This is a genomic window from Dyadobacter sp. HNCC25DJ184, from assembly GCF_056895215.1.
The window spans coordinates 189,825-205,114 of sequence record NZ_JBXHAQ010000005.1 but is presented as its reverse complement, the minus strand read 5'-3'; the positions used below and the strand labels follow the sequence as shown (position 1 = coordinate 205,114).

10 protein-coding genes are annotated in these 15,290 nt (G+C 43.1%); 4 read left to right on the top strand and 6 right to left on the bottom strand.

Annotated features, from left to right (window positions below):
* Positions 1-73: 73 nt before the first annotated feature.
* The 3 genes from obgE to AC1XUD_RS09695 all read right to left on the bottom strand — a co-directional run bounded on the left by obgE (position 74) and on the right by AC1XUD_RS09695 (position 2,626).
* Positions 74-1,063 carry a GTPase ObgE gene (gene obgE / locus AC1XUD_RS09705; RefSeq protein WP_483360785.1) on the bottom strand — a complete coding sequence of 330 codons (990 nt, stop codon included), beginning with the start codon at positions 1,061-1,063 and terminating at the stop codon, positions 74-76.
* Between the two features lie 40 nt (positions 1,064-1,103).
* Positions 1,104-1,670, bottom strand: a complete 567-nt coding sequence (locus AC1XUD_RS09700; RefSeq protein WP_483360784.1) for an adenylate kinase — start codon at positions 1,668-1,670, stop codon at positions 1,104-1,106.
* A gap of 158 nt (positions 1,671-1,828) precedes the next feature.
* On the bottom strand, positions 1,829-2,626 hold the full coding sequence (locus AC1XUD_RS09695; protein ID WP_483360783.1) for a T9SS type A sorting domain-containing protein: 798 nt from the start codon (positions 2,624-2,626) through the stop codon (positions 1,829-1,831).
* A gap of 178 nt (positions 2,627-2,804) precedes the next feature.
* On the opposite strand from AC1XUD_RS09695, the gene AC1XUD_RS09690 reads away from it, so the two are divergent.
* A complete protein-coding gene (locus tag AC1XUD_RS09690) occupies positions 2,805-4,601 on the top strand; it encodes a sensor histidine kinase (protein ID WP_483360782.1) in 1,797 nt (598 codons plus the stop codon).
* A gap of 87 nt (positions 4,602-4,688) precedes the next feature.
* Complete coding sequence (locus AC1XUD_RS09685; RefSeq protein ID WP_483360781.1) at positions 4,689-7,331, top strand: valine--tRNA ligase; 2,643 nt, start codon at positions 4,689-4,691, stop codon at positions 7,329-7,331.
* 163 nt (positions 7,332-7,494) lie between these two features.
* On the opposite strand, the gene AC1XUD_RS09680 is transcribed toward AC1XUD_RS09685, so the two are convergent.
* Positions 7,495-9,777 (bottom strand): T9SS type A sorting domain-containing protein, encoded by a 2,283-nt coding sequence (locus tag AC1XUD_RS09680; protein ID WP_483360780.1) that lies wholly within the window; start codon positions 9,775-9,777, stop codon positions 7,495-7,497.
* 563 nt (positions 9,778-10,340) lie between these two features.
* Positions 10,341-12,008, bottom strand: a complete 1,668-nt coding sequence (gene ettA, locus AC1XUD_RS09675) for an energy-dependent translational throttle protein EttA (RefSeq protein ID WP_483360779.1) — start codon at positions 12,006-12,008, stop codon at positions 10,341-10,343.
* Between the two features lie 70 nt (positions 12,009-12,078).
* Between ettA and AC1XUD_RS09670 the strand changes: the two genes are divergently transcribed.
* Complete coding sequence (locus tag AC1XUD_RS09670; RefSeq protein WP_483360778.1) at positions 12,079-13,356, top strand: DUF349 domain-containing protein; 1,278 nt, start codon at positions 12,079-12,081, stop codon at positions 13,354-13,356.
* Here AC1XUD_RS09670 and AC1XUD_RS09665 read toward each other — a convergent pair.
* Positions 13,340-14,392, bottom strand: a complete 1,053-nt coding sequence (locus AC1XUD_RS09665) for a LacI family DNA-binding transcriptional regulator (protein WP_483360777.1) — start codon at positions 14,390-14,392, stop codon at positions 13,340-13,342. The two genes, AC1XUD_RS09670 and AC1XUD_RS09665, sit on opposite strands and share 17 nt — an antisense overlap.
* A gap of 279 nt (positions 14,393-14,671) precedes the next feature.
* Between AC1XUD_RS09665 and AC1XUD_RS09660 the strand changes: the two genes are divergently transcribed.
* Positions 14,672-15,283: an RNA polymerase sigma-70 factor gene (locus AC1XUD_RS09660; protein WP_483360776.1), complete on the top strand. Its 612-nt coding sequence runs from the start codon at positions 14,672-14,674 to the stop codon at positions 15,281-15,283.
* The last annotated feature ends 7 nt before the right edge of the window (positions 15,284-15,290 follow it).

The following is a 15,290-nucleotide window of genomic DNA, read 5'->3' as shown; positions in this document are numbered from 1 at the left end:
ATCACTTAAGGAGACAACTAAAATGCATCAAAAGGTTGTCTCCGTCAAAATAATTTATCTAACGGAAGTTTGTTTAAGTTAGTAAATTCCAAATTGAGTCTTTCAATTGCTCTATTCCTTCCTGCGTTACCGCAGAAATTGGCAACATCGGAATGTCCTTTGGAGCTGTTGCTTTCAGCTCAGTCCATTCTTCATCCGTGAGAACGTCTTTTTTCGAAACCGCAAGAATACGGTTCTTTTCAAGTAGGGAGGGATTGTAAAGTTGTAATTCGTTGAGCAGGGTTTGATATTCGGCATCAATATCTTCGCAGGTGGCTGGCACCAGGAATAACAAAATCGAATTTCTTTCAATATGGCGAAGAAACCTGAGCCCTAAGCCTTTTCCTTGCGAAGCGCCCTCAATAATACCAGGTATATCAGCCATTACAAAAGATTTGTAATCACGATATGATACTACCCCCAGATTGGGTGTCAGCGTGGTGAAAGGATAGTCCGCAATTTCAGGTTTAGCCGCAGACAAGACAGATAACAAAGTTGATTTACCTGCGTTTGGAAAACCAACGAGACCAACGTCTGCCAATACTTTCAATTCCAATATAAACCAGGCTTCCTTTGCAGGTTCTCCTGGCTGGGCATGTTGCGGAGTTTGGTTTGTAGGCGATTTGAAATGATCATTACCCATACCACCACGACCGCCACGAAGTAAGATTACCTCCTGGCCGTCTTCCGTAATTTCAAATAATTCTTCTCCCGTTTCGGCTAATTTGGCAGTTGTTCCCAGAGGCACTTCGAGAATAATATCCTTTCCTTCAGCCCCAGTTCTGCGTCCGCCTTCTCCACCTTTACCGTCGAAAGCTTTAACGTGCTTTGTATATTTAAGGTGTAATAACGTCCAAAGCTGTGTATTACCTCTCAAGATTACGTGGCCACCTCTTCCACCATCTCCACCATCCGGTCCGCCTTTTTCAACGTGCTTTTCCCGGCGAAAGTGCATTGAACCTGCACCACCTGCACCGGATTTTGCGTTTATTTTTACGTAATCAATAAAATTCGAGGATGCCATTTCTTAGTTTAAGTGTTCCAAAATTTACCGCATGTGTGTATTAGTCAATCGCTTCTGTAATTGCCCCAAAAATGGCGTCTATCTCGCCAATACCCGGTATTGACACATATTTGCCTTTTTCCTGATAATAGTGAGCAACCGGCGTTGTCTTTGTATTGTATTCGTGAATCCTTTTGCTGATCAATTCTTCATTCTGATCGTCAGGTCTTCCTGAAGTTTTACCTCTGTTTAAAAGGCGTTTCAATAACTCGTCGTCTTCAACAACCAATGCCAGCATAACCGTGATTTCCTCGTCATATTTCGACAAAAGAGTATCTAGCGCCTCCGCTTGTTTTACTGTTCTTGGAAAACCGTCGAATATAAACCCTGCTGCACTGCTGTTTTCGTTCAGCTTATTCTCAATCATGCCAATCACCACTTCATCCGGAACCAGGATCCCTTGATCCATCAATGTTTTAGCCCTCAACCCCAACTCCGACCCAGCTTGTATTTCCGACCTTAAAAGATCACCTGTTGAAAGGTGTACCAGCTTGTATTTTGCTATTATTTTTTCACTTTGAGTACCTTTCCCTGCTCCAGGAGGGCCAAACAGAATTAGATTGAGCATGTGATTTAGTAAATTGGATGTCGCTGTTCGATATTTGATTTCCCGCAAATTTACAATTCTTAATCCATGCTTAACTATACCGCCTGAAAAATTTGTTACAAAAAAATCCCCTTACCTATTAAAAGCCAGGGGATTTCTAAAATGAAAAGCAATATCTATTACGGCAGCACGATTCTTTTTACAGCACCATCTTCGTTTTGCACAACTTTCACGAAGAGTGTACCCTTCGTGTTTTTCTTCAAATCGACCTGGCCTACATACTCTCCGTCAAAATCTTTGATTTCCTTTTTTGCAACTTCCTTACCCTTTGCGTCGGTCACTTCGATCATTACATCTCCCTTCCCGGCAGTTTGAAAGCGAAGATTAATAATGCCATTGTCCGGATTATTGGCATATGCATTTAGCCCCCGTATTGAGGATGCTTTTTTATCTTCATAAACGAAGTTACCCATACGGTCGCCCCAGCCTTCCACATCCTTCATCATCATATTTATCTTAGGCTTAATGTCACGTTCCAAATTCCGCATATTCCTTTTCAGCTCCTCCGTATCAAACTTAAAATCGAAGTCAAAATCGTTTTCATTATCGTTCCGATAGGCAAATACGTGGCTGTCGCCATCATCATTAATCGTGACTCTTTTGCTTTTATTAACCGAAGACCCGCGACCCAGGTCGTCTACCGTTACTGAAACAGACCGACGTTTTTTATCATCAGTACCTATTGAATCCAGTACCTTATCAACAAAAATTTTACGTTCGCTGTCAGACATCTTTGGCAAAGTATAGTCCTTTTGAATGTTCCGGATTTTGCCATTATCATCTTCGATTACCCTGATTTTTATGTTGGATTTTTCAGAATCCTTATCCTTACTCTGAGCAAAAGTCACGTTGCAAGTGGCTGTTGCCATGATGAGCAAAGCAGAAAAAGCAGCCGCCTTAAGTGTTAATCGTTTCATATCAGTTTTTGGTTAAATTTTGGAACTGCGAATTGTTACAAATAAATAAGTTATTGAAAATGAGCCGCTGTTAAATTTTGTTAAAAGAGTTTATGCCGGTTCAGATTAAGTTTAAATTTGTTTGCAGTTCGAATGACGATGAATGTCCACGTGCCGTTGCATCGGAAGAATAAAAATTATGACAAAGCGTAAAATTCAGATAATTGTTGGCCTCATGTGCCTGGCGCTGATCGGGTTGATCGGTTTTCAGTGGTATTGGATCAGGGAGGCGATTTTTATACGGAACGATCAGTTTGACCATAAGGTGGCGGAGTCAGTTCAGAAAGTTGTACATCAGCTCGAAAAGCAGGAAATGATGTACCTTCTGCAGCAACGCATTGAAAATGAGCAAAAAAGAGATCGTCTTGAACGCATTACCCAACTTCGCAAGCTCCCGCTCAAACCCAGCAAAGGAGTTGTAAAGACAGCCGCTCCGGAAATGAAAGGGGCTCCCAAGTTTGAGGCATATATTGAGCCGAATGGAGACGTCATACACTTTCAGATAAGCACAGAATCGGTGCCAACGGATGTATTAAGCCCGAACTTTCGGATTATGGCCGATTACCAGCAACAGATAATCGATGAATTTTTTCAAGCCCAGCAGTTTGGTGCCGCCGGAATGGACGAATTTGTAAGACGGCGCATGGATGATGAAAAAAAGCTGGGAAACGCCATGAATCAGGCTTTTACTATCAATGGACAATCTGATCAGAGATTAGCGGTTCCCGGTAAACCTCCAAAAGCAAATACGGCGATTCCTCAAAACAGAAAAGCGCGGATAGCAAACGATAAAGATGGTTCTAAGAACTTCCGTGCATCCGCTCAACTAGATCGGGTAGATTTGCTTCGGGATGTGATGAAGGATTTGATGTATACCAAAAGACCCATTCAGGAGCGTGTGAATCGCTTTTTGCTGGACACATTATTGAGAAAAGAGCTGAATGAGAATGGTATTGCGCTGCAATATGAGTTTGCCGTGCAGGAAAATGCCGGCAACAATTTTGTTTTCGCATCGGCACCGATGAACTACACCAAATGGCAGGCCAATTCATTCAAAGTTTCCTTATTTCCGAATGAAACAACTCAGGGTAAAAATCTCCTTTATGTATATTTCCCTGAAAGAGAGAGCTATATACTGAGCAACATGAGCGTAATGTTCGGCGGTTCGGGGATATTGATTCTTGTGGTAATGGCGTGTTTCTATATGGCCGTGGTGACTATATTAAGACAAAAGAAGTTGTCAGATATAAAGAATGACTTTATTAACAATATGACCCATGAGTTTAAAACGCCGATTTCTACTATAGCGTTGGCGACTGAAATGGCTGTTGAAAATTCCCAAACGAACTCCGCCCCCCGGCTTAACAAGTATCTGGGTATTATAAAAGAAGAGAATAAGCGGCTCGCGGCTCATGTTGAAAAGGTCCTTCAGATGGCGCTGCTTGACAAGGGTGAGGTAAAATTGAAAATGACGGATGTCGAAATTCATGATCAGATTATGAAGGCGCTCAGCAGCCAGAATATGCAGATTGAACAAAAAAACGGTACGGTGGAATTGGAACTGGAGGCGGAAAATGAAGTAATCCACGGCGATGAACTGCATATATCCAACATCATCAGCAATCTCATCGATAATGCGATTAAATATTCTTCAGAGCATCTTTCCCTTAAAATCACTACAAGAAATGTGATCGGAGGTATCGAAATCGCTGTCGCTGATAAGGGTATCGGAATGACCAAAGAGCAGCAACAAAAAATCTTCGATACTTTTTACCGCGTCCCGACTGGCAATGTACATGATGTCAAAGGCTTTGGACTTGGGTTGAGTTATGTAAAAAAAATGGTGGAAGCGCATCAGGGCACTATCGGTGTGGACAGCAAATTGGGAGAGGGAAGCACATTTACAGTCTGGTTTCCAATCGTTCACGAAGTTTAATATGTTAGAAAATTTGCGCCTGAAACCCTAACTTGCCGACTTTTTCAGGCAATAACGCCTAACCAAGCGAAATTTTCAGCTACTACAATGATTTCCAAAACTTATGCCCCTCAGGAATTAGAGGATAAATGGTATTCCTACTGGATCGAAAATAAGTACTTCAAATCAACACCTAATCCTGATAAGGAGCCATATACGATTGTAATTCCTCCGCCCAATGTAACGGGAGTTCTGCATATGGGCCATATGCTGAATAATACCATTCAGGATATTCTTATCAGAAAAGCTCGAATGGAGGGCAAAGAAGCATGTTGGGTACCGGGAACGGATCACGCTTCGATTGCGACTGAAGCTAAAGTGGTGGCGATGTTGAAGGAGAGAGGGATTCAGAAAAAGGATTTGAGCCGGGATGAGTTTTTAGAATATTGCTGGGAATGGACGCATAAATATGGCGGTATTATCCTGAAACAACTTCGAAAACTGGGAGCCTCGTGCGACTGGGACAGAACACGTTTTACGATGGAACCTGATTTGTACGATTCCGTTATCGACGTTTTCATTGACCTATATAACAAGGGAGATATATACCGGGGCCACCGAATGGTAAACTGGGATCCCCAGGCTAAAACTACCGTTTCTGATGAAGAGGTGATTATGAAAGAGGTAAACCAGAAATTGGTATACCTCCAATATAACCTTGTGGATGAAGATGGAAAACCCATTGAAGGTCAAAGTGTTACCATAGCTACCACTCGTCCTGAAACCATTATGGCTGACGTGGCGATTTGTGTAAATCCTGCGGATGAGCGTTATCAGCACTTGATCGGTAAGAAAGTTGGTATTCCACTTATCAATCGCGCTATCCCGATTATAGCAGACGACTATGTTGAGATGGATTTTGGAACAGGGTGTTTGAAAGTGACGCCTGCACACGACACGAACGATTATGAACTCGGCAAAAAACACAACCTGCCGATTATTGATTTGTTGAACGAAGATGGTACTCTGAACGAAAAGGCGCAGATATTAATCGGCGAAGACCGTTTTATCGCAAGAAAGAAGATTATCAAACTTTTGGACGAAGCAGGAAGTCTGGTAAAAGTTGAAGAATATAAATCCAACGTTGGGCATTCGGAAAGAACGGACTCAGTTATCGAACCGAGATTGTCTGAACAATGGTTCTTGAAAATGGCGCGGGTAAGTCAGCCTGCGTTGGAAAATGTGATGAACGATACAGTTCAACTGATTCCTGCCAAATTTAAGAATACTTATCGCCATTGGATGGAAAATGTGCGCGACTGGAATATCAGCCGCCAACTTTGGTGGGGACACCGGATTCCGGCCTTTTATCTGAAAGACGGTACTTTAATTGTTGCAAAAAATAAAAGAGAAGCTTTAAGAAAAGCCCAGCACGAATATCAACTTTTCGCGCTGACAGAAGAAGATATCGAGCAGGATCCGGATGTACTGGACACCTGGTTCTCTTCATGGCTATGGCCAATATCCGTTTTCAATGGCATCAAGGAACCTGAAAATGTTGATATCAATTACTATTATCCAACCAATGATTTAGTTACTGCTCCGGAAATTTTATTCTTCTGGGTAGCAAGGATGATCATCGCCGGGTATGAATATAAAGGGACCTATCCTTTTAAAAATGTATATCTGACCGGAATTGTACGGGACAAGCAGGGACGTAAAATGTCCAAGTCTCTTGGAAATTCACCCGATCCAATCGATCTGATCGAAAAATATGGTGCCGACAGTATCCGTACTGGTATGTTGTTCAGCTCGCAAGCTGGGAACGACCTGCCGTATGATGATAAATTAATTGAGCAGGGACGAAACTTCTGTAACAAAATATGGAATGCGTTCCGTCTGGTTAAAGGTTGGACAGTTGATTCAACATTGACGCCGAATTCTGGTTCTGACCTGGCAGTACAGTGGTTTGAAAATAAGATCAATCAGAAGTTGGCTGAAGTTCATGATCATTTTTCAAAATTCCGGATTTCCGACGCGCTCAATGTTGTTTATAACTTAATATGGGACGACTTCTGCGCTCAATATCTTGAGATGATCAAGCCAGCATATGAAGCGCCGATCGATCAGAAAACCTTCGACGCAACTCTTGGATTCTTTGATAAATTGATGCGGTTGGCTCATCCGTTTATGCCTTTTATCAGCGAAGAAATCTGGCAAAACATACATGAGCGTGCAGCAAACGACTCGATATGTATAGCAGAATATCCTGCAGCAGCCGCATTTGATCAGCAAATCCTCAACAATTTCGATATCCTTTTCGAAGCTGTTTCTGCAATTCGGAATATCCGTAACAGCAAGGGAATCAGTCCAAAGACGGTGCTTCCTCTTTCCGTAAAAACAGATAATAAAGAGCTATATCAAAATATTGAGCTGTTGTTGACAAAGTTGGCGAATGTGGATAAACTTCAATATTTGGAGGAAGAAGGAGAAGGTATATCTTTCAGGATTCACTCAGACGAGCTTTTTGTTAATCTCCTTGATGAGATTGATGTAGAAGAAGAAAAGGAGAATATCCTGAACGAACTTAAATACACAGAAGGATTTTTGGCTTCCGTTACTGCCAAGCTTTCGAACGAGCGATTTGTGGCGAATGCAAAAGGAGATATCGTAGCCAAGGAGCGTCAGAAACAAGCTGACGCAGAAGCAAAGATTGTCACGTTGAAAGAGGCGTTGGCGCGGTTGGCGTGAAGCGGGCAGGCAGGTTTTGGCTGTAACGGTCATGCAATGGAAGGCTCTTGACAGGAAATGCTCCTGTTTGAAAAGTCGGATTTGACAGGAAGTTGGCCTTCCGAAATTTTTAGTGATTACTCAGCCTGGCGCGGATATGTGTCAGGCTTTTTTTATGATATGGTTACTGTGCTTTTATGAACTTCGTACTTTCCTGGCTGCCATCTGAGTAGACAACTTTTACAAGATACGTGCCCGTCGCAAGATTTTGGACATTCACTTCATTGGCAGCAAGTTTTCCCGATTGCAAAATCAGGCGTCCTTCACTGTTTGATATCTCGAATTTCGATACCTTTTCCCAATCGCTCCCCGAGAAAGCCAGCTTATCAACCACCGGATTTGGGTATACCGCAAATCGAGCCTCCTGTCCAAATGAAACATTGATAATCGTGCTAAAACCATACGTCCCATCTTTATCAATCATTTTGAGTCTGTACAGGTTAGATCCTGATAATGGGGCATAATCCTTCGTTTCATATTTAGATGTCCCGTGCTTATCACCTGCGGCAAGTATACTTCCCAATACCGACCAATTTTTCCCGTCGTTACTTCGCTGAATTTCAAAGTTGTCACTATTAGTCTCGGCAGAAGTCTCCCATGATAGTGAAACGTAATTTTCCACCGCCTTACCGCTAAAATTGACAAGCGTTACAGGCAAACTATTATTGACAGTCAGCGTGGCAATCCTCGTTTTAGTAATACATCCGCTGCGATATACTGACGTGGAGTAGTTGTATACACCTTCGTGTGTGGGTGCAGTTAAATTAACCTTAGGCGCTGTCGTGTTAGGAATTCCCGTCCCACTCCAGGTATAAACCGTTTGGTCACATTCCCTGCCCTCACAGTTTGCTGACAAAGTCACAGGTGTTCCGGGAGCGACGGTAGCCTCCGATAAGCTGGCCGTAACGGTATAGTTGCATGGCAAGTAATTTGATGCTCGCCACACATTTTCCCAATAGCCATAATCTGTCATCTTGATCGAGATGGGTTTGGTATCACTTACTGCCCAGTTAGCGCCTGATAAGTCACTCCATTTTTGAAACAAATAGTTGCCGGTGAAAACATTTGGAAAAATATTAACAGCGACCGAAGCACTACGGGCAGGCGGCACATATGATGATGTCACATAAGTAGCTTTGCTGGTCGCCATCGCTTTCGCAAGCTGGGCGATTTCCACATCCTGAAAATGCATAGCGAGGTGCACATACTCTGCGCCATGTTTAAAAGCTCGTGCAAACCAGTCAACCGCATATGCTTCATTGATTCCAGTTCCGCCAGAAGGCTGTCCCAAATCAGTCGGATCGAATTCTATCCCGACAATTTTACTATTATCCGAGCCTTTCAGAATATCAATTGCAGCGATTTTTCTCCAGAGATCATATTGATCAGAACCGTCGGAAGAATAAACACCATCGCTAAGATCCATTGCAAGCGGGATAGTGCTATTATGCAGATGTTTCACATTCCCTTGCCAGGAGCCAAAATCCGAAATAAAGTACAAAACCTTGATCGATGAGCTTCGGGCTTTAACCAGGTCGTAAAAATTCTTATAGAATCGCAGCAAACCCCACGACGCAAAACGGTGAAAATCCCGGCCTATTTCCGAATTCCAGTCCACATTACTAGGCAGTGGCGCCGTTTGTTTTTCATAGGTATACCTTCCCCATGTAACCTGACTTTGCCCGGGAAATCGTAGCGATAGAAATTCCTGACGCCAGGCTGTTTGGGCTTTCCCTTCGTACATACCCACATATTCTGCATTATTTTTCGTCAACTGGGGCATGTAATATTCTTCGGTGGAGCCGTTGCCCATCTCTACATACAACATCCGCGAGTAGTAAGCAGGAAGTTGTGCCAACACATCGTCTACAAATGCAAGGAATCGCTGCTTAGTGAGATCCGAGTACATCGAGGGGTTCGTATATGCAATGTTTGTTCTTACATAAGAACCGTCCTGGGTCTGAGCGATGTCATCTGTTGATATGTAGGTGTCGTTCCAAAAACCCTGGCGCATATATGGAAAATGTAAGGCAATTTTCATCGTCGGGCTTAGCGCCAGGATCGTTTGAACTGCCTTAACCAGCTTTTCTCGCTGATATGCTCCTAATGTTGGTTCATACTGCTCCCACTGGATATGGAATCTAATGGCTGTCGGACTGGCGTCAGCTCCATTATATTTGAGATTGTTAAATTTCTGAATATACTCCCATGGACCTGGTGCGATGCCGTTGGCCGTCGTTCGATCGAAACCATAGCCTGTCGTATTGAGTATAATCTCTCGCTGCGCCCAGGCAGGGGCACAAAACAAGGGTAAAATAAATAGCAAATAAAAGAATGGGATTGTGATCTTGGTCTCTCTCCACAAACGGAAGCCCGTTTTCTCTCTCAGTAAAGTTTTCCTGTTCATACAACGTTTTAGCCCCTGCAACGTCAGGAGCGAGGTTTACAAAAGCGTTGATATTTTAGGGTCGGAGGGTTGTGCACGTGTCGACGGACAGCAAATATGTAATTTTTAATAATCATTTTACACAGTCGCCGTACCGATTTTGACCAAGATTATAAAAAAAATTATAAAAGCAATATAAAACCTGACATTTTTTAGCTTACGCCAAACAATGGGTATATCGCCTGTAAGGAAAACAGAGCATCATTCTTACAGGAGCTTCCATTCACAGCACAACTCTTTAAGGGATAAACACTATTAACCTGCCGATCCATATTCTGGAAAATTTTCAATTCCCGCCGACTATTTGGCATGCATATGTGTCCGTTATGATCTATGAAAAAACCGTAAAACCAAGCCTTATCGTAGTCGGTTACTTCAAAAATTTAGGCATTGGTCCCTCCTGAGCAAGCATTTCAAAAAAGAGAGGATGGAAAATATTCTTTCATGAAAAATAAGAAGAGTTGGTATTTAAATATAAAAAAACGGGAGAGACAAACGCCCCTCCCGTGTTAAAACTTGCTATACTAAGCCAATTTTTTGTACTTGATTCTGGTTGGAGTTGCCTCCGTTCCCAGGCGTTTTTTGCGGTTCTCTTCGTACTCCGAAAAGTTACCTTCAAACCAGTATACCTGTGAGTCTCCTTCGAAAGCAAGAATATGCGTTGCAACCCTGTCAAGGAACCACCGGTCGTGGGAAATGATTACGGCGCATCCAGCAAAGTTCTCCAGACCTTCCTCCAAAGCCCTTAATGTATTGACATCCAAATCATTGGTTGGCTCATCAAGAAGCAACAAATTACCTCCCTCCTTCAGAGTCATTGCCAGGTGAACCCGGTTTCTCTCTCCGCCCGAAAGCGTTCCCACCTTCTTCTCCTGATCGCCACCACCGAAGTTGAAACGACTAACATATGCCCGGGCGTTTGACTGTTTACCTCCCAGCATTACCCAATCGTTTCCGTCGGATATGCTTTGATATACCGTCTTTGCCGGATCCAGATTGTCATGCTCCTGATCAACATATGCTAATTGAACCGTCTCGCCCACATCAAAGTGTCCACTTACTGGCTTCAATTGGCCTGTAATCAATTTAAAAAGTGTGGTTTTACCTGCACCGTTCGGCCCGATAATGCCCACTATACCAGCTGGAGGCAATGCAAAATTAAGGTTCTCATATAGAAGGCGATCTCCAAAAGCCATCGAAACACCATGTGCTTCAATTACTTTATTCCCCAAACGAGGTCCTGCAGGGATAAAGATTTCCAATTTGTCTTCTTTCTCTCTTCCTTCTTCGCCAAGCAGTTTTTCATATGCTCCCAAACGCGCTTTGGATTTAGCCTGACGCGCCTTCGGAGATAGACGAACCCATTCCAACTCGCGTTGAAGCGTTTTTTGTCTCTTCGACTCTGTTTTCTCCTCTTTCTTCAATCGCTCTTGTTTCTGTTCAAGCCATGAAGAATAATTTCCTTTCCAAGGTATACCCTCGCCTCTGTCGAGTTCCAGAATCCAGCCGGCCACGTTGTCCAGAAAGTACCTGTCGTGAGTCACTGCAATTACAGTTCCTTTATATTGTCTCAAATGCTCTTCCAGCCAAAGTACTGACTCCGCATCCAAATGGTTTGTTGGCTCATCTAATAATAGGACATCAGGCTGACGAAGCAGTAGGCGGCACAACGCTACACGACGTTTTTCACCTCCTGAAAGGGTGGAAATAATGGCATCAGATGGGGGGCATCTCAAAGCATCCATCGCAATTTCCAATCGGTTGTCAAGATTCCAGGCATCAAAAGCATCCAGCTTTTCCTGAACCTCTCCCTGCCTTTCCAACAGCTTGTCAAAGTCGGCATCTTCCGCACCGAAGGCTTCATTGATTTCATCAAATTCCTTCAATAAATCAACAACTTCCTGCACACCTTCTTCCACCACTTCCCGAACTGTCTTGGTCTGATCGAGCTGAGGCTCCTGTTCCAGCATACCCACCGAGTATCCCGGTGAAAACGCTACCTGCCCCTGAATATCTTTGTCGATTCCAGCAATAATTCGTAAAAGTGTTGATTTTCCTGAGCCGTTTAAGCCAAGAACTCCTATTTTAGCACCATAAAAAAAAGATAAATAAATGTTTTTGATAATATGTCGGTTTGGGGGGATGATTTTGTTAACTCCCGACATTGAGAAAATTATGGTTTCGTTACTCATTTTTTAGTTAATTTGTGCGTAACAAATATCGTTATATATTCCCTACACTTAGCAGATAAAAATTGAAATAATGGAAAATGCCACGTTGAATGATGAATACGGCTATGTTAAAGACAGCAAAGTATTTTTAAAAGGTTATCTGGATAATCCGGACAGGCAGATTGGAGAAGTAAAAAGAACAGAGCAGGAAGCAATTGATTATTTCAAAAACCGCTTCAATATTGTGCTCAACAAGGTGGATCAGCTGGAAAGTGAGATAGACGAGGCCCTTAATAAAGGCTCCTATTTGACCAAGCTTATCCAGCTGCAACGTAAATTGAAGGGCTTCGATGCGCTCGGAAATTTTGTTCCTCTACTCCGTCGACTGGAAGAAAAAGAGGAGTACCTGAAAGGGTTGATTGAAGTAAACCAACTAAAAAACCTCGAGATCAAACGGGCACTGATTGAAGACGTTAAGGCTGCGGCAGCGATTGAAGACTACGCTGCAGCCACGGATCAGATTCAGGAAATTAAAGCTAAATGGATAAGAACGGGGCCGGTTGAAAAAGAGTATCAGGACGAGGTCGAAAATACATTCCAGAATATTCTGGATACTTTCTTCCAACGTCGCCGTGACTTCTTCGACGAGCAAAACCGTGTGAACCAGGCGCGACTTGATGAGTACGAAAGACTTATCAAGATCACCAAAACGCTGAGCTATTCCCGCGACCTGGATGATGCTTATCAGAAGGCGAAGGAGGTCAGAAACCTTTGGAATGGTGTTGGAGAAGTGCCTCCGAAACGCTTTTTCAAGGTCAACAAGGCTTATCGGCACTTTCTGAAATTGTTTTATGACAAATACAACCTGGCCAAAGGAATTGAACCAAAAGTACGCGTTGACCCGCGGGTGCTTGAGCAACAAAAACTGCTTCAGACTGCAGAACAATTACTCCGTCAGAAAGATATCATATCAGCGTCCAACGAAGCCAAGGTATTGTTGAGCAAGTGGAAGGAGATAAAAATTCCATATAAGCTTGTGGATAAGGATGTTGCAGAACGTTTCAGAATGGTTTGCGACAAAATATTCGAACTTAGCTACCTGGCCCGTGTGATCAGCAGAAAATATCCTGCATTTGACCTGAAGAGCGAAGAAGAACAATTGAGAACAAAATATCGCGAGCTGGAATGGCTTGCAAAACGCGAGAAGAGTGACCTTGAATTCGCAATTCTTGAGTTTGACCGTACAGCAACTGGTAACCCTGATCTGGATAAACCGGCTGTTGGACGTATCAATATTCAGAAAAGAAAAGTGGCGATGAAGGAAAGGATCCTTTCGGAGTTTGAAAGAAAACTTAAATCAATAAGCTAGTTTCAGCCCGTTGTCCAGACCTGAGCGACGACTGCTTAATAATCAAATTAGATTGCAGCACCCTGGTTTCGAAAGAAGCCGGGGTGTTTTTACTTTCAATCAAATCCAAAAGCAGATTTGTCGCCTGTTGGCCCATTTCAAAAGAAGGTTGCGTAACGGAAGTTACCGGAGGATCCATGAGGGTCGCCATCGCCAGATCACAAAAACCAACAACGGCTACATCGTCGGGCATACGATATCCTAATTGCCGTAAAGCGAAGTGAATTCCCATCGTAATCCGTTCACTGGCTCCAAAAATAGCATCTGGTCTGTCTTTTAACGCCATCAGCTGATAAGTGCGCTGGGTGCCCCCTGACTGCGTGATCTTTGTATGCAGAACCCACTCCTCTTTATATTCGATATTATACTTCTGCAAAGCCGCCAGATATCCTTCGAGCCGATTTGTTGATATCGAAACCTGTTGCGGCCCTGCGATATGCGCAATTTTACGGCAGCCCTGCCGGATCAAATGTTCAGTTGCTTCAAACGCACCTTTAAAATCATCCACACGTACCTTGTGGCTGTTCATTGATTCGCTGACCCTGTCAAAATACACAACCGGAATCTCTTGCTCCTGCAAGTCACTGAAATGACTGGTATCAATCGATTGACTTGATATAGCCACCACTAATCCATCAACCCTCCTCTGGGCTATATGTTTCGTAATTGCCCGCTCCCTCTCCAGTTCTTCGTGGCTCTGGTAAATCATCGTATGATATCCTCTGCTATACGCAATATCCTCAACCCCGCCGATCACGGAAGAGTAAAAACGGTTCGCTATATCGGGCACAATAACGCCAATGGTTTGCGTCCGGTTTTTCAGTAGACTTAACGCGATCGGGTTTGGCGAATAGTTAAGTGCTTCTGCCAATTCCACCACTTTCCGCTTTGTTTCTGCACCTATTTCCGAGCTATCCCGTAACGCCCTCGACACAGTCGATTTACTAATATTAAGCTGGCGGGCGATTTCTTTTATTGTAACCGTTGCTCTCTTCATGAACGCATCTGGGAATAGTACAGGACTTATAATATTTCTTAAAATTACACTAATCTAAATTTGTTTCGAAATATTCAGAAAAATATCCGGTTTCGTAAAGTTGCGTAAAAACGGGAACGGTTTCGGGAACGGTTGCGTAAAAATATTGTTCTTTTTCAAGATTATTTTTTGAATTGTCGATAAATCTATGCTAAACTAGACTCAAAGATCGGCACAAGTACCGTGATACAAATGGCTGCCAATCCAGGAAAATTTCTATTCTTAACCTATCTTACCTCTATGGAAACGAAGTTTACTACTCCCTCACTTTCGTGCGCTCCAAATCAGAAAAGTGTTTTAGAAAATTTATTTGGTCGTGTTGTTGCAACGGGCGACTACCTGGCTTTTCGTGAATTGTTTACGAAACACTATCATGCGCTATGCAACTACGCGATGAGGGTTGTGGTTACGAAAGAAATAGCAGAGGAAGTAGTATCCGATGTCTTTATCAAGCTATGGAAAAACCGGGAGCAAATAGAAGTACATACTTCATTTCAGGCCTATATTTACAGAGCCGTGCGGAATCAGGCTTTGGATTATCTGAAATTGAAAGTTCACCGGCAATATGAGCGTGAATCCCTGGATTCGGTACAATGGAACATGTCCCATGCCGATCATTTTTCTCCGATGGAAGAAATGACTTTCAACGAGATTTACAACCATATAGAAGGGTGTATCAAAGATTTGCCACGCCAATGCCAACTCATTTTCAGGTTAAGTCGCGAGGAAGGTCTCAGATATAGGGATATCGCTGAAAAGCTGGAAATATCCGTAAAAACTGTAGAAACGCAAATGAGCCGTGCATTGAAAGTGCTAAGAGAAAGAGTTCCTGAGCACAGGCTGGTTGCGTAGTAACTTC